General features: G+C 71.3%; 15 protein-coding genes and 1 pseudogene. 3 read left to right on the top strand and 13 right to left on the bottom strand.

From position 1 onward, the window contains the following. Positions 1-236: 236 nt before the first annotated feature. The 5 genes from OEIGOIKO_RS34540 to OEIGOIKO_RS34520 form a co-directional block, all read right to left on the bottom strand. Positions 237-872 carry a GNAT family N-acetyltransferase gene (locus OEIGOIKO_RS34540; RefSeq protein WP_125057332.1) on the bottom strand — a complete coding sequence of 212 codons (636 nt, stop codon included), beginning with the start codon at positions 870-872 and terminating at the stop codon, positions 237-239. Between the two features lie 193 nt (positions 873-1,065). Continuing rightward, complete coding sequence (locus OEIGOIKO_RS34535) at positions 1,066-1,929, bottom strand: MetQ/NlpA family ABC transporter substrate-binding protein (RefSeq protein WP_125057331.1); 864 nt, start codon at positions 1,927-1,929, stop codon at positions 1,066-1,068. Between the two features lie 105 nt (positions 1,930-2,034). Then, complete coding sequence (locus OEIGOIKO_RS34530) at positions 2,035-2,811, bottom strand: methionine ABC transporter permease (RefSeq protein WP_125057330.1); 777 nt, start codon at positions 2,809-2,811, stop codon at positions 2,035-2,037. Beyond that, a complete protein-coding gene (locus tag OEIGOIKO_RS34525; protein WP_170251941.1) occupies positions 2,808-3,869 on the bottom strand; it encodes a methionine ABC transporter ATP-binding protein in 1,062 nt (353 codons plus the stop codon). The genes OEIGOIKO_RS34530 and OEIGOIKO_RS34525 overlap by 4 nt, the downstream gene beginning before the upstream one ends. 396 nt (positions 3,870-4,265) lie before the next feature. Then, positions 4,266-4,913 (bottom strand): HAD family hydrolase, encoded by a 648-nt coding sequence (locus OEIGOIKO_RS34520; protein WP_125057328.1) that lies wholly within the window; start codon positions 4,911-4,913, stop codon positions 4,266-4,268. A gap of 278 nt (positions 4,914-5,191) precedes the next feature. Between OEIGOIKO_RS34520 and OEIGOIKO_RS34515 the strand changes: the two genes are divergently transcribed. Then, positions 5,192-5,560, top strand: a complete 369-nt coding sequence (locus tag OEIGOIKO_RS34515) for a hypothetical protein (RefSeq protein WP_125057327.1) — start codon at positions 5,192-5,194, stop codon at positions 5,558-5,560. Further along, complete coding sequence (locus OEIGOIKO_RS34510; RefSeq protein ID WP_125057326.1) at positions 5,553-6,005, top strand: hypothetical protein; 453 nt, start codon at positions 5,553-5,555, stop codon at positions 6,003-6,005. Before OEIGOIKO_RS34515 ends, OEIGOIKO_RS34510 begins: the two co-directional genes overlap by 8 nt. Positions 6,006-6,044: 39 nt before the next feature. On the opposite strand, the gene OEIGOIKO_RS34505 is transcribed toward OEIGOIKO_RS34510, so the two are convergent. From OEIGOIKO_RS34505 to OEIGOIKO_RS34495, 3 genes and pseudogenes are all read right to left on the bottom strand, one after another. Further along, the gene (locus OEIGOIKO_RS34505; RefSeq protein WP_125057325.1) at positions 6,045-6,563 is read right to left on the bottom strand and encodes a GNAT family N-acetyltransferase; all 519 of its coding nucleotides are present in this window, start codon (positions 6,561-6,563) and stop codon (positions 6,045-6,047) included. Positions 6,564-6,705: 142 nt separating this feature from the next. Further along, a pseudogene (locus tag OEIGOIKO_RS43245) lies at positions 6,706-7,227 on the bottom strand (sigma-70 RNA polymerase sigma factor region 4 domain-containing protein); the annotation flags it as partial. Between the two features lie 106 nt (positions 7,228-7,333). Then, complete coding sequence (locus OEIGOIKO_RS34495) at positions 7,334-8,482, bottom strand: glycerophosphodiester phosphodiesterase (RefSeq protein WP_125057324.1); 1,149 nt, start codon at positions 8,480-8,482, stop codon at positions 7,334-7,336. Between the two features lie 252 nt (positions 8,483-8,734). Between OEIGOIKO_RS34495 and OEIGOIKO_RS34490 the strand changes: the two genes are divergently transcribed. Beyond that, entirely contained in the window at positions 8,735-9,403 is a 669-nt protein-coding gene (locus tag OEIGOIKO_RS34490; RefSeq protein WP_125057323.1) for a lysophospholipid acyltransferase family protein, read from the top strand. A 100-nt stretch (positions 9,404-9,503) separates the two neighbouring features. Here OEIGOIKO_RS34490 and OEIGOIKO_RS34485 read toward each other — a convergent pair whose 3' ends face one another. The 5 genes from OEIGOIKO_RS34485 to OEIGOIKO_RS34465 all read right to left on the bottom strand — a co-directional run bounded on the left by OEIGOIKO_RS34485 (position 9,504) and on the right by OEIGOIKO_RS34465 (position 16,776). Beyond that, a complete protein-coding gene (locus OEIGOIKO_RS34485; RefSeq protein ID WP_174857342.1) occupies positions 9,504-11,435 on the bottom strand; it encodes a bifunctional metallophosphatase/5'-nucleotidase in 1,932 nt (643 codons plus the stop codon). A gap of 268 nt (positions 11,436-11,703) precedes the next feature. Next, on the bottom strand, positions 11,704-13,296 hold the full coding sequence (locus OEIGOIKO_RS34480; RefSeq protein WP_125057322.1) for an MFS transporter: 1,593 nt from the start codon (positions 13,294-13,296) through the stop codon (positions 11,704-11,706). After that, a complete protein-coding gene (locus OEIGOIKO_RS34475; RefSeq protein ID WP_125057321.1) occupies positions 13,293-13,844 on the bottom strand; it encodes a TetR/AcrR family transcriptional regulator in 552 nt (183 codons plus the stop codon). Before OEIGOIKO_RS34475 ends, OEIGOIKO_RS34480 begins: the two co-directional genes overlap by 4 nt. A gap of 178 nt (positions 13,845-14,022) precedes the next feature. Next, complete coding sequence (argH, locus tag OEIGOIKO_RS34470) at positions 14,023-15,450, bottom strand: argininosuccinate lyase (protein WP_125057320.1); 1,428 nt, start codon at positions 15,448-15,450, stop codon at positions 14,023-14,025. A gap of 132 nt (positions 15,451-15,582) precedes the next feature. Then, entirely contained in the window at positions 15,583-16,776 is a 1,194-nt protein-coding gene (locus OEIGOIKO_RS34465; RefSeq protein ID WP_125057319.1) for an argininosuccinate synthase, read from the bottom strand. Between the last annotated feature and the right edge of the window lie 43 nt (positions 16,777-16,819).

Genomic DNA, 16,819 nt, shown 5'->3' with positions numbered 1-16,819 from the left:
CTGCGGAACGCCGCACTCTCGCAGACACGCCGGGCGTCTCGCGCGGCGGCGGTCAGCCGCTCACGGCGTCCGGCGGGCAGGCCGAGACTACCCCGAGAGGTCCGGACCACAGCGAGGCGGGCCGGGGCACCGGTGGCCGGAACCGCCCGGTCGCGCGGGCCGCGGGCGCCGGGCCGTTCCCGCCGGGCGGGCCCCGGCGAGCGCGGTCACGGCGGGCGCGGTCACGGCACGGGCGCTCAGTTCCACTCGGGATAGGCGAAGCCGTTGGCGTCGGCCATCCGGCCCGGTACGCCGTCGAGGTCCTCGGGCAGCAGGCTCCACACGATCAGGTCCGTACGGATGTCCGCCCAGCCGCCGTCCTCGGTGCGCGAGCGGGCTATCCAGGCGTTGCGCAGCACGCCCTCGCTGATGCAGCCGACCTTCTGGGCGACCTGCTGGGCGGCGGTGTTGTCGGCGGCGGTGCGCAGCTCGACCCGTTCGAACTTCTGGTCCCTGAAGAGCCACTGCGCGACGGCGAGGACGGATTCGCAGGCGTAGCCCTCGCCGCGCGCCCAGGGGGCGGTGACATAGGCGATCTCGGTGCTCAGGATGCGCCAGTCGGTGTGGTCGAGTTCGACCGTGCCGACCAGGCGCTGGGTGAGGAACTCGGTGACGGCGAAGGCGATGCCGCGGCCTTCGGTGCGGACCGCGGCGGACCGGCGGGTGGCCCAGTCACGGGCGGTGTCGGTGGTGTACGGCTGCGGCCGCGCGGTCCAGGCGGCGGTCAGCTCGTCGTTCATCATCTCGGTGAGCGCGGGCACGTCGGCCTCTTCGAAAGGGCGAAGCACCAACCGATCCGTGCTGATGGAGATGTCCGGAAAGGTGGATGTCATGCCGCTGCTCCAACGCCGTTGACCGTGCTGCTCCGAAGTTCGGGCCCTGTTGACCGTCTTGAGTGCACCAGAATGCAGCATCCGACCGGGGATGTGCCACGCACGCGGGCCCCGGTGGCGCACGGAGCGCTCCCGGGGCCCGTCGTCTGTCCGGCTCAGCCGTCCTTACGGTGCTGACCTGCGGTGACGGCGATCAGCTCTGCGGAGCGCCGAACGCCGGGATCACCGAGCCGTCCGTGTACTTGTCCTCGATGAACTTCTTGACCTCGGGCGAGTTCAGCAACTTCGCCAGCTTCTTGACCCGCGGGTCGTCCTCGTTGCCCTTCTTGACGGCCAGGAAGTTGGCGTACGGGTTGCCCTCGGCCTTCTCCAGGGCGAGCGCGTCGGTGGAGGGCTTGAGCTGGGCGCCGATGGCGAAGTTGCCGTTGATGACGGCGGCGTCCACGTCGGCGAGGCGCGGCGCGACCTGCCCGGCCTCCAGCTCGGTGATCTTGATGCCCTTGGCGTCCTCGACGTCGGTCAGCTTGGCGTCGGAGCCGACGCCCTTCTTGAGGGTGATGACGCCGTTGTCGGCGAGCAGCTTGAGCGCGCGGCCCTCGTTGGACGGGTCGTTGGGGACGGACACGGTGTTGCCGGCCGTCAGCTCGGAGAGCTTCTCGACCTTCTTCGAGTACACGCCGAGCGGCTCGATGGCCACGTTGACGACCGGCACGACGTGGGTGCCGTTCTTCTTGTTGTAGGTGTCCAGGAACGGCTTGTGCTGGAAGAAGTTCGCGTCGACCTGGCCGTCCTCGGTGACCTTGTTCGGCAGGTTGTAGTCGTTGAACTCCTTCACCTCCAGCTTGAGCCCTTCCTTCGCCGCGAGCTTGTCGCGGACGAAGTTGAGGATCGCCCCGTGCGGGGTGGGGCTGGCGGCGACGGTCAGCGGCGCGCTGCTGTCCGCCTTCTTGCCCCCTCCGGAGGAGGAGACGTCGGAGGGCGCGCTGCAGGCGCTCGCGCCGAGGGCGACGGCTGCCGCGGCGGCGACGGCCACGGTGATGTTGCGGGTGGTACGCACGAAGAGTGCCCCTATCTCGGTTTCTCGGTCGCGCGGGGCCGGCGGCTCCGCGCGGGGTGCGCCCGGCAAAGGGTCCGGGCTCAAGAGGGTCCGCTGGACCCGGTCTCAGGCGCCGACCCGCTCCTTGGGGGTGTCGGCGGGTGCGGCCCCGTCGGTCTGTCCGGCGGCGGTGGCCGGGGCGGGTGCCTTGCGCAGTCCGACGCGTACGGAGGAGGAGCCGCGGCTGCCGCGGCGGGCCAGCCTGCGCACGATCAGGTCGCCGAGCAGCTGGACGGCGACGACCAGGACGATCAGCAGCACGATGGTGATGACCATGAGGTTGGTCTCGTACTGGAGGTAGCCGTAGGTGTAGGCCAGGTTGCCCAGGCCGCCGCCGCCCACCGCGCCGGCGATGGCGGAGTAGCCGATCAGCGTGATGACGGTGGTGGTGACGGCCGCGACCAGCGCGGGCAGGGCCTGCGGCAGCAGCACCTTGAAGACGATGGTCCAGGTGCCGCCGCCCATCGACTGGGCGGCCTCGATCAGCCCGTGGTCGACCTCGCGCAGCGCGGCCTCGACGAGCCGGGCGAAGAACGGGATGGCGGCGATCACCAGGGGTACGACCGCACCGGTGGGGCCGATGGAGACGCCGACGATCAGGCGCGTGAAGGGGATCAGCGCGACCATCAGGATCAGGAAGGGGAAGGACCGGCCGATGTTCACCACCGCGCCGATGATCTTGTTGACCACGACGTTCTGCAGGACGCCGCCGCGGTCGGTCAGGATCAGAAGGACGCCGAGCGGGATGCCGAACAGGACGGCGTAGAACGTCGACCACCACACCATGAAGAGCGTGTCGAGCGTGTTGTTGTACAGCAGCGGCTGCATCTGCGACCAGGTCACTTGGCACCTTCCTTCACCAGCGCGCCGGCGGGCGCCGTCGTCGCGGGCGCGGCCGGGTCGCCGGCCACGTCCACCTGGAGGCCCTGCTCGCGCAGGAAGCCGATGGGCACGACGTTGTCCTCGAAGCGGCCGGGCAGCTCGATGCGCATCCGGCCGATCTGCTTGCCGCCGACGGTGTCCATGGCGGCGCCCAGGATGGAGATGTCCACGTTGTACGTACGGGACAGCTCGGAGATCACCGGGCGGGTGGCGGCCTCGCCGTGGAAGGTGACGTCCACGACGGTGCGGTCCGGCCCGGAGGGCTCGCCGCCGACCGGGAACAGCTCACGGGCCAGCTCGGAGCCGGGGGTGGCGAGCAGCTCGGAGACGGTGCCCTGCTCGACGACGCGGCCGTTCTTCATCAGCGCGGCCGAGTCGCAGATCGTCTTGACGACGTCCATCTCGTGCGTGATCAGCAGCACGGTCAGGCCGAGCTGGCGGTTGAGGTCGCGCAGCAGCTGGAGGATGGAGCGGGTGGTCTCCGGGTCCAGGGCGCTGGTGGCCTCGTCGGAGAGCAGCACCTTGGGGTCGCCGGCCAGGGCGCGGGCGATGCCGACGCGCTGCTTCTGGCCGCCGGAGAGCTGGGCGGGGTACGCCTTGGCCTTGTCGGCGAGGCCGACCAGGTCGAGCAGTTCCAGCGCCTTGCGGGAGCGCTCGCGGCGGTCGACCTTGAGGATCTCCAGCGGCAGCTCGATGTTGTCCTGGACGGTGCGCGAGGACAGCAGGTTGAAGTGCTGGAAGACCATGCCGATGTGGCTGCGCGCGGCACGCAGCGCGGCGTTGGCGCGCTGTCCCTTGCCGGCCAGCGAGGTCAGTTCCTGGCCCGCGACGGTGACCGTGCCGGAGGTGGGGCGCTCCAGGAGGTTGACGCAGCGGATGAGGGTGGACTTGCCGGCGCCGCTCTGGCCGATGACGCCGTACACCTCGCCCTCGCGGACGTGCAGATCGACGCCGTCCAGGGCGGTGACTTCGCGGTCTCCTGAGCGGTAGACCTTGGTCAGGCCCGTTGTGGTGATCACTGGGAATTCCGTCACTGTCGTGTGCCGGGCGGCTCGCCCGCCGGGCACGGGGCATTCATTGCGGAGTGCGGCATGGAGGACCGAGAGGGGGCGCTGTGGACGCGGTGGCCCGGCTTCGGGTTCCGGTGACGCGGGGCGGCCGGGTCCGTGGGGTACGGCGGTGTACGTCTCGCACGGCTCAAGGCGGCGGGTCTCGCTTCGGGGCGCGAGGCTCGGCGGGGGCCCTCAGTGGTCACACATTCGACACATGCAACGAGCACCGGGCGTCAGGGGCGCCTCGGTCGCAGGGGTGCGGTTGCTCGTCGTGGTCATGTTCGCCAGTAAACCAGACACGCGTACGGCCGGATCAAGCCTGTCCGTATGGCGGACAGGCCCGACCGAAGGGTGGACGGTAGGTCAGTCCGCCGTGATGATCTCCAGGCCGTCCGCCGTGGCCTGCACGGACACCGCCGACAGGTCCTCGACGATCACGTCGGCGGACAGCTCGCCGGCCCGGTGGGTTGTGGTCAACGCCACGGTGGTCATGCCCGCCGCGCGGCCGGCCGTCAGCCCGGCGGGCGCGTCCTCGAAGACCACGCAGTCGGCCGGGTCCACGCCCAGCCGCCGGGCGGCCAGCAGGAACGGCTCCGGGTCGGGCTTGCCGCGGGTGATGTCGTCGGCGGCTATCAGGGCCTTGGGGCGGATGCCGACCTCGGCGAGCCGGGCCTCGGCCAGCCGGGCGGTGGCGGAGGTGACGACCGCCCAGCGCTCCGGCGGCAGCTGCGACAGCAGCGCGAGGGTGCCGGGCAGCGCGACCACGCCGCCCGCGACGTCCTCGACCTCCAGCCGCTCGATCCGGGCCAGCGCCTCCGGTGTCCGGGCGGCGGGCAGCAGATCGCCGATGATCTCGGCGGCCGGGCGCCCGTGCAGCTCGACCCGGGCGAATTCCTCGGGCGTGATGCCGTACTCCTCGGCCCACCGCGTCCAGCAGCGGTTCACGGAGTCCATGGAGGAGACGAGGGTGCCGTCGTTGTCGAAGAGCAGGGCGGCCGCGGAGATCTTCATGCTGCGCCAGGGTACGTGACAGGGGGTGACCGGACGGAGGGGGTGCGGACGGCTGCTCGGAGTGACCGGCCGGAGCGCCCGCGGGCAGCCGCTCGAAGCGACCGAGGGCGGCCGGTCGCGGCGGTCACGGGTGACCGGCCCGCGTGCCCGCGCCCGGTCGCCGAAGATCGCCCACCCGTGACCGGCGGGCCCGCGCGCACCCCCCGCCCGGCCGCCGATTAGAGTCACCTCATGCCCCTTTTCTCCACTGCGCGCAGCCGCGCCGCGCGGAGGTCCCGGTGATCGACGCGCTGACGGCCGCGATCGGCGTGACCGCGCTCGCCCTGGCCGCCTGGTGCGGCTTCGCCGCGTACCGCGACGAGCCGACGAAGGACTGGCACTTCATCGGCATGGCCGTGGTCTCGCTGCTCGGCGTGGTCCAACTGATCGTCGGGCTGGTGCAGTTGGGGGGCGGCCAGACACCCCGGGACGGTACGGCGATCTTCGTCGCCTATCTGGTCGGGGCGGCGGCCTGCGTGCCGGCCACCGGTTTCCTCTCGCTCTCGGAGCGGACCCGCTGGGGCTCGGCCACCGTCGCGGCGGGCGCGGTGGTCCTCGCCGTACTGGAAGTGCGGCTGTTCGACATCTGGGGAGGCGGCCATGCCTGAGACATCCGCGGGAGCCCGGTCCTCCGAGGCCGCTCCGAAGGGCTCCGCCGGGGAGCGGCGCTCCCTGGGCACCGGCCCCGGGCGGCTGCTGGTGGCCCTGTACGGCGTCTTCACCGTCGCCGCCGCGTCGCGCGCGGCCTACCAGCTGATCGCGCAGTTCGACCGGGCGCCGCTGGCGTACATCCTGTCCGCGGTCTCCGCGGTGGTCTACGCCTTCATCCTGTTCTCGCTGGTGCGCGGCGGGGAGGGGGCCCGCCGCGCGGCGGTCGTGTGCTGCGCGCTGGAGCTGCTCGGCGTGCTCGGCGTCGGCACGTGGACGCTGGTGGACCGCTCCGCCTTCCCGGACGCCACCGTCTGGTCGAACTTCGGGATGGGCTACCTCTTCATCCCGATCTTCCTGCCGGTGACCGGTCTACTCTGGCTGCGGCGGGCCCGCCGGGCGTGACACTTTCCCGGCGGGCCCTCGCCGTCCGGGGCCGGTCGGTCAGGCGCTCGCCACGTAGTCCTGCGCCGCGCCTGCCACGCCGGCCGCCTCCTTCTCCAGCGTGATGCGGCTGAGCCGGGGGCTGACCTGCTCGGTGCCGACGGAGGCGTAGCCGTGACTGCGGTACAGGCGCAGGTTGCCCTCGCTGCGGTGCCCGGCGGTCAGCCGGTAGCGCTTGGCCGAGCGCTCTGTGGCCAGCCGCTCCTCGACGGCGGTCAGCAGCCGTCCGCCGAGTCCGTGGCGCTGCATCCGCGGGTGGACGACGAGCGTGCCGATGGCGGCGGTGCCGTCGGCGCCGACCGTGCCGCGCACCGCCCCGACGACCTCCGTGCCGAGCCGGGCCACCACCACGCAGGCGTCGCTCAGTTCGGCACGCAGGTCATCCAGGGTCTGGGTGAGCGGCGGGATCGAGTAGTCGTCGTACAGCGCGGCCTCCGGCTGGTAGCAGAGGTACTGGAGTTTGAGGATCTGCTCGGCGTCCTGGTCGGTCGCTGCCGAGACGGTCACGCTCATGCCCATGCGCGTTTGCCTCCCCTTGTTCGGTTCGGTGCGCCCGGGCGCGCAGAGGGTGCGAGGGTACGCCCGGACCGATTGCCCTGACCGACAGCGCCGTGGGGTGCACGTCGCCGTCGTGGCGTGACTGACGCTGCTGCTTCCGGACTCCCCGGTTTCGCGCAGCGGCAACCTCCGCCGTGAGCATTCTGCGCAGGCATTCCAGGCAACGGGAACGGACCGGCCCCAAGCTCCCCTGTGACATTCCCAACGCGCTCGCGATTTCGCGGTAGGTGAGGTCGGAGCGCGACAACAGGGCACGGACCAGGGCGGGGCAGCGTCCGGGGAGCCGTTCGACGACGGCGAGCAGGGCCCGGCGTGCCTCGGCCTCCAGGGCCGCGCGTTCGGCGACGGCGGCGATCGGGGGCTGCGGTCCGGTGGGGTCGTACGGGATCTCCCATTGCGCCAGCCGCCGTGCGCAGCGGGCTTCGGCGCGGACCGCGTGGCGCAGCCAGCGGACGGGTTCGGCGGGCGGCCCGGCCGCGCGGGTGTGTTCCAGCAGCCGGGTCCACACGCCCTGTTCGAGGTCTTCGGCATCGGCTCCGGCGGCGGCCGCTTCGGCCGCGACTTCGGCGGCGAGCAGGGGGCGCAGCGTACGAATGAGGTCGTCGTCCGTGGTGGCGTGCCGCATGGCGTGCGAGACGCGGCGGCGCGGCCCGGTGGTTTCGCCGGTGCCACGGCCTCACTCGTCCGTGGCACCGGCGGTCGTGGGGTGACGCGTTGCGGCGCCCCGCCGGTCAGTGCTTGCGGAACTCCGCGGCGGCCAGCAGGGCCGTGTCGCAGTTGTCGGAGAAGAGGCCGTCGATACCGGTGGCCAGGCACTTCTTGAAGTAGCCCAGCGCGTCGCCGTACGCGTTCGGGTCGGTGCCGCGGCGGAAGTCGGCGGGCAGGAAGGTGTTCTCGTTACGGCCGGTGTAGGGGTGCAGGACCAGTCCGGCGGCGTGTGCGTCCTTGACGACGGAGGAGGGCGCGCCCAGCTTGTCGTCCTTGGTGCGCGGAAGGATGACGGTCAGGTCCGGTCCGATGCCCTCCGCGAAGCCGGAGATCCACTTCAGGCCGGCGGGCTTGACCAGGTCGGCGGTGGTGCGCGGGTCGCCCGCCACCTCGAAGTCCCACGGGCGGTCCTTGAGGGTGCCCAGCAGGACGACCTTGGGGCAGGCCACGAGCTTGTCGAGGCGCTGGATGCTGCTGGGCTCGAAGGACTGCAGGAAGTTGGGCGAGTGCTTCTTGTGGCGGCCGTACTTGCGCAGCAGCCGGGCGAGACGTTCCTCCAGCCCCAGGCCCAGCTTGCGGAAGTAGGTGGGGTGCTTGGTCTCAATGTGCAGCCAGATGCGGCGGCCGCGCTTGCGGCCCTCGCGGTCGGCCCACTTCAGCACCTCTTCGAAGGTGGGTACGTCCCACACGCCGTCATAAAGGGTGTTGTGCTGCCGGGTGCCCGGAATGCGCTCCTTCGCCCGGAGCGTCTTCAGCTCGGCGAGCGTGAAGTCCTCGGTGAACCAGCCGGTGAGCTTCACACCGTCGACCGACTTGGTTGTCTTGCGGTGCGCGAACTCCGGGTGCGCGGAGACGTCCGTGGTGGCGGTGATGTCGTTCTCGTGGCGGCAGACGAGGTGGCCGTCCTTGGTCGGCACGACGTCCTGCTCGATGACGTCCGCGCCCATGTCCAGGGCGAGCTGGTAGGAGCCGAGGGTGTGCTCGGGGCGGTAGCCGCTGGCGCCGCGGTGGCCGACGATCAGCGGTACGGGCAGCTCGTCGTGCGCGCCGTGACCGCGCCCGCGGGAACTCGCGGCGCTCGCCGTGCCGGTGCCGCCCCAGACCGCCGCACCCGCGCCGAGGGCCGCCGCGCCCAGTACCGTCCGGCGTCCCGGCTGCTGCCGTTCCTGCATGATCGCGCTCCTTGCTCCAGGGCACCGGTGAGGGTGTCCGGCACCTGACAATGGGGTCGGGGCGATCCTAGGCACGTACACCTTTCGAACGGGAGACCCGGCCCCCAACGCGTGGGAAACGGATGTCAACTCTGCGTATCGGTCCCGTGAACCCGATGTGCGATCGAGGCGGGCCGACGAGTATCGTCCTGGGCTGCATACTCGTGCACGCTCGCGGCGGCCGCCGCAGACCACCCACGACCGGAGGGCCCGTTGTCCCGCATTCTGCTGAAGGCGTTTCTCGGATTCGTCATGCGTGTCCTGTTCCGCCCGAAGGTCGAGGGCGTGGAGCGCATCCCGGGCAGTGGGCCGGTGATCCTGGCCGGCAACCACGTCACCTTCATCGACTCGCTCTTCCTCTCGCTCATCGTCAAGCGCCAGGTGTTCTTCATCGGCAAGGACGAGTACGTGAACGGCAAGGGCTTCAAGGGCCGCCTGATGGCCTGGTTCTTCACCACCGCCGGCATGATCCCGGTGGACCGGGACGGCGGGCACGGCGGCGTCGCCGCCCTGATGACCGGCCGCCGCATCCTGGAGGAGGGGAAGATCTTCGGCATCTACCCCGAGGGCACCCGCTCCCCCGACGGCCGGCTGTACCGCGGCCGTACCGGCATCGCCCGGCTCGCCCTGATGACCGGCGCGCCCGTCGTGCCGTTCGCGATGATCGGCACCGACAAGGTGCAGCCCGGCGGCAAGGGCCGCCCGCACGTGGCGCCGGTGACCTGCCGCTTCGGTGAGCCGCTGGACTTCTCCCGCTACGAGGGCATGGACCGGGACCGCTACGTGCTGCGCGCCGTCACCGACGAGGTGATGAGCGACGTCATGGAGCTGTCCGGCCAGGAGTACGTGGACATGTACGCCACCAAGGCACGCGCGGCCTGACCGCCGCCCGGACCCGCTGAGCGCAGGGCCCCGTCCGATCCCGGACGGGGCCCTGCGCGTTGCCGCGGTGTCACTCCCGTACGACAGCTGTCCCGTACCGCTAACAGGGCACGCGGAATCCTTCCGCCGACGGCCGCCCGGCGGCGAGCATCGCGGCCTCGGCCCGGGGCAGTACCTTGCCCCCCGCGCTGCGCAGCCGGGGCGGGACCGTGGTCGCGCCGATCCGCGCGCCCGGCGCGCTGCTGTTCTTCACCGTCACCCGGTTCAGCGGCGCGGGCTCGATACGGCCCCGCTCCTTGACGTACGCCACGAAGCTCTCGAAGTCGCGGTTGTGCCGGAAGGGCCGGGTGAAGCCGGTGAACGCCGGGTAGCCGTCCTGGTTGAGCAGCGTGTACGACGGCGCCGCGACGCGGTACGAGCGGGTCACGTCCAGCGCGGTGCCGTCGATGAACACGTCGGCCGGGTCGACCCGGTCACCCGCCGGGCCCGTCGCGTCGAAGCTGTAGCGGACGTTGGCGGAGACGGCCAGCGGCGCGTACTTCAGACCGCCGCCGACGGGCACGGTCCACTGCTGCTCCAGCGCGTCGTGGATCTGCTGCCCGGTGACGGTGGCCGTGACGATCGGGTCGCCGAAGCCGACCGCGTTCCACGCCTTGCCGAAGGCGACCGTGCCGTTCGTCGCGGCGTCGTACGGGAGGTCCCCGGCGATGATGGCCTGCCCGATGCGCGGCGCGATGGCGATGAGGGCCAGGTCGGCGGGGACGGCGGGGTCGAGGTTGGCGTCGTTCATCGGGCCCTGCGGCTGCCGCCCGGCCCACAGCGCCCAGTCGGCCACCAGGTCGCCCATGGTGGACTCGCCCGCCGCGTTGCGGGTCCGGGTGAAGGAGGCGGACTGCTTGCCGAGGGGCAGCGCGGCGCGCCGGGTCCCGTACCCCGCCCAGTACTTGACGACGTCCGACAGCTCCGGGTGGGGCGCCACGTCGCGGGTGTTGGGGTGGTTGGTGGAGGTGGTCAGCTCGCGGACGACCTTGCCGGTGCTCGGGTCCAGGCGGAGGCTGATCTCGTTGACGATCTGGCCGTGGCAGCCGGCCTCGACGAACGGGCGGGGTACCCCGTCGGGGTCGGGGACCATCATGTTGAAGGCGGTGTGCCAGTGGCCGCAGACGATGGCGTCGATGTCGGGCGAGCAGCGCAGCGCCAGTTCGTAGGCGGGGCCCGAGGGGTTGGTGCCGCTGTTGAAGTCGCCGCCGGCCACCGCGCCGTCGTGCATGCTGAGCACGATCGCGTTGACGCCGCGTGACTTCAGCTCGGCGGCGCAGCGGTTGGCGGTGGCCAGCTGGTCGAGGGTGCGCAGGCCCGGCTGGTAGGAGGCCGGCATGGTCTCGGTGCCGATGGCGGTCAGGTGGATGAAGCCGATCGGCAGCCGTCGTCCCTGTCCGGCGTCCACCCACTCGATGTTGTACGGCGGCAGGACCAGTTCCCCGTTGCGGGCCCACACCGTGTTGGCGCTGTAGTACGCGAAGTCGGCGCCGTGGAACCGCTGTCCGGAGGAGTCGACGAAGGAGTTGTCCCAGTCGACCGTCGGGTAGGAGATGCCGTCCACCATGTGCTGGGAGAGGAAGGCGGGCGACTTGTCGAACTCGTGGTTGCCCGCCGAGGCGAAGTCCATGCCCATCCGGTTGAGGGCTTCGATGGTCGGCTCGTCGGCGAGCGACTCGGCGGGGAACTCCCAGCCGGAGAAGAGGTCGCCGGGCGCGAAGAAGAGGGAGTTGGCGCGGTCCGCCCGCAGCCGTTCGAGGTGCGCGGCCATGTAGGCCACGCCGCCCACGGTGTACTTCCTGCCACCGGCGCCGGTGATGACCGAGCTGCTGCCCGGGGCCGCCTGGAGGTATCCGTGGAGGTCGGTGATGTTGAGCAGTTGCACGTCCACGTACTCGTCAGCCGACCCCGCGTCGCGCGCGTGGCCGGAGGCGTAGGCGTGGGTGCCGACCGCGCTGGCGGTGGCCAGAGCCCCCGCCGCGGTGAGGAACATGCGTCTGCCGAGCTCTGCCAAGGTCGTCACCCTCCAGAGAGTGCCCGAGTGCGGGGGAACGACTGGAGAGTCAAACGAGCCATGGGAGCCTCCCGGCCCACACGAGGCGGCCGGAACGTGAACGGGCGGGGGACAACTGCCGTCCCCCGCCCGGTACCACGGACCACAGGGGTCACTGCGGCACCTTCTCAGAAATCACTCGGACCGGTGATGCACGTTTTCACGGTTCACCCGGACCGGTGACAAAAGGCCGCCCGGACCACCCGGATCAGTGACGCGTGACCTCGGCCTCGGGTTCGGGCTCCACCCCGGCGGAGCCGTCCTCCAGCCGCTGCCCGCGCAGCAGGAACCACGCGGCACAGGCGGCGGCGATCAGGACGGCCGCGCCGACCCCGGCCGCGGTGTCCAGGCCGTCGACGAACGCGTGCTGAGCGGCCTTCAGCAGGCCGTCCCCGGCGTCGGGCGGCAGGCTTCCGGACGCCTCGACGGCACCGCCGAGCGACTCCCTGGCGGCGTCCGCGGTCGTCTCCGGCACTCCCTGCGGGGTCGCGAAGTCCCGGTAGATGCCGGTGACGATGGAGCCGAGCAGCGCGATGCCGAGGGCCGCGCCCAGTTCGTACGCCGTCTCCGAGACCGCGGAGGCGGCGCCCGCCTGCTCCTTGGGCACGCTGGAGAGGATCACGTCCGCGGTGACGGTGAAGGCGAAGCCCGCCCCGATGCCGACGGCGAACAGGATCGCGCCGAGGGTGAAGGTGCTGGTGTCCTGCCCCAGGCCGATGCAGCCGGCCAGGGCCAGGCCGACCACGCCCAGACCGCCGGCGACGACGAGCCGTACGGACAGCCGCCGGGCCACGTACCCGGCGGCCAGTCCGGCGCCCACCGCGCCGATCGCGGCGGGCAGCTCGACCAGGCCCGCGTTGAGCGGCGAGCGCAGCTGCACCATCTGGAGGAACTGCGAGAGGAAGAAGACCAGGCCGGACAGGCCCAGGATGGTCAGCAGGTCGGCCAGTACGGCGCCGGAGAAGCCGCGGTGCTGGAAGAGCTTCATGTCCAGCAGCGGCGAGGCCAGGGACTGCTGCCGGCGGACGAAGGTGACCAGCGCGAGCAGCCCGAGGACGGCGGCCGCCGCGATGTCCCAGCGGAAGCCGTGCACCGACGCTTCCTTGACCGCGTAGACGACGCCGACCATGCCCACCAGGGACAGGCCCACACTGGGCAGGTCCCACGGCCCGGGGTTCGGGTTGCGGGACTCCGGCAGCACCTTGGCACCGATGATCACCAGCAGCGCCATCACCGGCAGGTTGATCAGGAAGACCGAGCCCCACCAGAAGTGGCCCAGCAGGAAACCGCCGAGCACCGGGCCGACGGCCGCGCCCGCCGAGGCCATGGCGCCCCAGATGCCGATGGCCAGGCTGCGTTCCTTGGGGTCGTGGAAGAGGTTGCGGATCAGCGCGAGGGTGGACGGCATCAGCGTCGCGCCCGCCACACCCAGCAGCGCCCGCGCCACGATCATCATGGCCGGGCTGCTCGCGTAGGCGGCGAGCACCGACATGGCGCCGAACACGACCGATCCGGTCAGCAGCAGCTTCTTGCGTCCGATGCGGTCGCCGAGGCTGCCCATGGAGACCAGCAGACCGGCGATGACGAACGAGTAGACGTCGCCGATCCACAGCAGCTGGGTGCCGGACGGGCGCAGGTCCTCACTGAGGAACGGGGTGGCCAGGCCCAGGACGGTGGCGTCCACGCCGACCAGCAGGACGGCGAGGACCAGGACGGCGAGCGCGAGCCAGCGTCCGGGGCGGGGCTGGTGCTCCGCGGTGGCGCCGGTGCGCTCCGCGGTCTCCTTGGCGGGCTTGCTCATTTCTCCATGCTCCGTCGGATGCCGCCGAGCAGCAGCTCGGCGATCGAGTGGTCGAGGTCCCTGCGGGCGACGCGCCCTTCGTGCACGGCCCACGCGCCGGCGCCGATCAGTCCGTACAGCGCCTCGGTGAGCCACACGGGCGTCAGGTCGATCCGGAAGTCGCCCTCCTCCTGGCCGCGCCGGAACAGGGCGTGGATCCGGGCGTCCAGCCGCGCCCAGCCGTCGTTGACCTCCTCGCCCTCGAAGAGCTGGTTCTCGGTGTAGAGGAAGGACAGGAAGCCGGCGACCGGCTCGGACGCGGTGATCAGCCGGCGCAGCGCGCTCACCGCGTCGTCCTCGTCGAGTCGGGCGGCGTCCAGCGCCTCGGTGAACTGCCGGATGCCCAGCTCCTCCAGCGCCTTGATCAGGGCGTCGCGGCCCGCGAAGTGCCGGTGGAGGGTGGCCCGGCTGATGCCGGCGGCCTTGGCGATCTCGTCCATGCCGGCGGTCGCCTTGCGGGTGAGCAGGCCGGCGGCTTCTTTCAGTACGTGTTCTCGGTCAACGGCCATGAGACAGAGAATACCCGAATGAGACACGAACGTCTCACGCCTTTTCTCCCGCCCCTCCCCCGCCCCTTCCGGAAAACGGCCGCGGCCCCTCCGGACATCTCCGAAGGGGCCGCGGCCCGGGTGCGAACACCGCCGTCCGGTGCTCGCACCCGCCGTATCCATGCGGGCGCACGGTCGCTCAGCGCTTGGCGTCCGCCCACTCCCGCTGCGCAGCCAGATCCGTCTTGACCTCCGCCAGCTGGACGGCGACGGCGGACGGGGCCGTGCCGCCCCGGCCGCTGCGCGAGGCGAGCGCGCCGGCCACGTTCAGCACCGTCCGCACCTCAGGCGTCAGATGCGGCGAGATCGCGGCGAACTGCTCGTCGCTCAGCTCGTCCAGCTCGATGCCGTGCCGCTCGCACTCCTTCACGCACTCCCCCGCGACCTCGTGCGCCACCCGGAACGGCACCCCCTGCCGCACCAGCCACTCGGCGATGTCCGTGGCCAGCGAGAACCCCGCCGGGGCCAGCTCCGCCATCCGCTCCCGGTTGACGGTCAGCGTGGCCATCATCCCGGTGAACGCCGGCAGCAGGATCTCCAGCTGGTCGCAGGAGTCGAAGACCGGCTCCTTGTCCTCCTGGAGGTCCCGGTTGTACGCGAGCGGCAGCGCCTTCAGCGTGGCCAGCAAGCCCGTCAGGTTGCCGACCAGCCGCCCGGACTTGCCACGGGCCAGCTCGGCGATGTCCGGGTTCTTCTTCTGCGGCATGATCGAGGAGCCGGTGGAGAAGGCGTCGTGCAGGGTCACGAAGGAGAACTCCTTCGTGTTCCAGATGATGACCTCCTCCGCGATCCGGGACAGGTCGATACCGATCATCGCGGTGACGAAGGCGAACTCGGCGACGAAGTCCCGGGACGCCGTCCCGTCGATGGAGTTGGCCGCGCTGCCGCCCTCGAACCCGAGGTCGGCGGCGACCGCCTCCGGGTCCAGCCCGAGCGAGGAGCCCGCCAGGGCCCCCGACCCGTACGGCGAGACAGCCGTCCGCGCGTCCCACTGCCGCAGCCGCTCCGCGTTCCGCGACATGGCCTGGACGTGTGCGAGGACATGGTGCGCGAACAGCACCGGCTGCGCGTGCTGGAGGTGCGTACGTCCCGGCATCGCGACATCCGGGTGCGCCTCAGCCAGCCCGACCAGCGCCTCCTGAAGATCCGCGATCAGTCCGCCGATGATCCGGGCATGGTCCCGTAGATACATCCGGAACAGCGTGGCGACCTGGTCGTTCCGGGACCGCCCGGCCCGCAGCTTGCCGCCGAGGTCCGGTCCGAGCCGCTCCAGCAGCCCCCGCTCCAGCGCGGTGTGCACGTCCTCGTCCGCGACGGTCCCGACGAAACTCCCGTCGGCGACATCGGCCTCCAGCTGATCCAGCCCGCTCAGCATCCGCGTGAGCTCGTCCTCGGTGAGCAGCCCCGCCTTGTGCAGCACGCGCGCGTGGGCACGGGAACCCGCGATGTCGTACGGCGCCAGCCGCCAGTCGAAGTGGACGGAGGCGGACAGCTTCGCCAGGGCCTCGGCGGGCCCGTCGGCGAACCGGCCGCCCCAGAGCCGGACGTCACCGCTGTTGCTGCTCACTTGCTCAGCTCCTCGTGGATGGTGAGATGTACGGATCCCCGGCGGCCGGCGGAGAACCGGCCGCCGGGGACGGAGCCGGAGCAGCAGAAGCCCCCCGGCCGTGACGGCTTCCCGCCCCTGGGCTTCGCGCCCTTACGCCAGATCCCGCTTGGCGGCGATCTTCGACGACATCCCGAAGATCTCGATGAAGCCCTTCGACAGCGACTGGTCGAAGGTGTCGCCCGTGTCGTACGTCGCCAGGTTGAAGTCGTACAGCGACTGCTCCGACCGCCGGCCGGTGACCACCGCGCGCCCGCCGTGCAGCGTCATCCGGATGTCACCGGACACCGCCTGGTTCGCCTCCTCGACGAACCCGTCCAGGGCCCGCTTCAGCGGCGAGAACCACAGACCGTCGTAGACCAGCTCGCCCCACCGCTGCTCGACCTGCCGCTTGTAGCGGGCCAGCTCACGCTCGACGGTGACGCTCTCCAGCTCCTGGTGCGCGGTGATCAGCGCGATCGCGCCGGGCGCCTCGTAGACCTCCCGGGACTTGATGCCGACCAGCCGGTCCTCGACCATGTCGATCCGGCCGATCCCGTGCGCGCCGGCCCGCTCGTTGAGCTGCTGAATGGCCTGGAGCACCGACACGGGCTTGCCGTCGATCGCGACCGGCACGCCCTCCTTGAAGGTGATGACGACCTCGTCGGCCTCGCGCGGGGTGGCCGGGTTGGACGTGTACTCGTACACGTCCTCGATCGGCGCGTTCCAGATGTCCTCCAGGAAGCCGGTCTCCACGGCCCGCCCGAAGACGTTCTGGTCGATCGAGTACGGCGACTTCTTGGTCGTCGTGATCGGCAGGTTCTTGCTCTCGCAGAACGCGATCGCCTTGTCCCGCGTCATCGCGTAGTCCCGGACGGGAGCGATGCACTTCAGGTCCGGCGCCAGGGACGAGATCCCCGCCTCGAACCGCACCTGGTCGTTCCCCTTGCCGGTGCAGCCGTGCGCCACGGTGCTCGCCCCGTGCTTCTCGGCCGCGGCGACGAGGTGCTTGACGATCGTCGGCCGGGACAGCGCGGAGACCAGCGGGTACCGGTCCATGTACAGCGCGTTGGCCTTGATCGCCGGCAGGCAGTACTCGTCGGCGAATTCGTCCTTGGCGTCCGCGACCTCCGCCTCGACCGCGCCACAGGCGAGCGCGCGCTTACGGATGACGTCCAGGTCTTCACCGCCCTGGCCGACATCCACAGCCACGGCGATGACCTCGGCGCCCGTCTCCTCGGCGATCCAGCCGATGGCGACGGAGGTGTCCAGGCCGCCCGAGTAGGCGAGTACGACGCGCTCGGTCACGGGTTTCTCCTTACGGTGCATACGCTGATGGGTATAACTATGC

Source organism: Streptomyces paromomycinus (genome assembly GCF_003865155.1).
Taxonomy (GTDB): Bacteria; Actinomycetota; Actinomycetes; order Streptomycetales; family Streptomycetaceae; genus Streptomyces; species Streptomyces chrestomyceticus.
The sequence above is the reverse complement of the archived record's forward strand: the minus strand, read 5'-3'. Positions and strand labels throughout refer to the sequence as shown.

Coding starts and splice junctions, on each gene's coding strand:
- OEIGOIKO_RS34540 (WP_125057332.1), bottom strand. CDS start 872: ATGACATCCACCTTTCCGGACATCTCCATCAGCACGGATCGGTTGGTG.
- OEIGOIKO_RS34520 (WP_125057328.1), bottom strand. CDS start 4,913: ATGAAGATCTCCGCGGCCGCCCTGCTCTTCGACAACGACGGCACCCTC.
- OEIGOIKO_RS34510 (WP_125057326.1), top strand. CDS start 5,553: ATGCCTGAGACATCCGCGGGAGCCCGGTCCTCCGAGGCCGCTCCGAAG.
- OEIGOIKO_RS34505 (WP_125057325.1), bottom strand. CDS start 6,563: ATGGGCATGAGCGTGACCGTCTCGGCAGCGACCGACCAGGACGCCGAG.
- OEIGOIKO_RS34495 (WP_125057324.1), bottom strand. CDS start 8,482: ATGCAGGAACGGCAGCAGCCGGGACGCCGGACGGTACTGGGCGCGGCG.
- OEIGOIKO_RS34485 (WP_174857342.1), bottom strand. CDS start 11,435: ATGTTCCTCACCGCGGCGGGGGCTCTGGCCACCGCCAGCGCGGTCGGC.
- OEIGOIKO_RS34480 (WP_125057322.1), bottom strand. CDS start 13,296: ATGAGCAAGCCCGCCAAGGAGACCGCGGAGCGCACCGGCGCCACCGCG.
- OEIGOIKO_RS34475 (WP_125057321.1), bottom strand. CDS start 13,844: ATGGCCGTTGACCGAGAACACGTACTGAAAGAAGCCGCCGGCCTGCTC.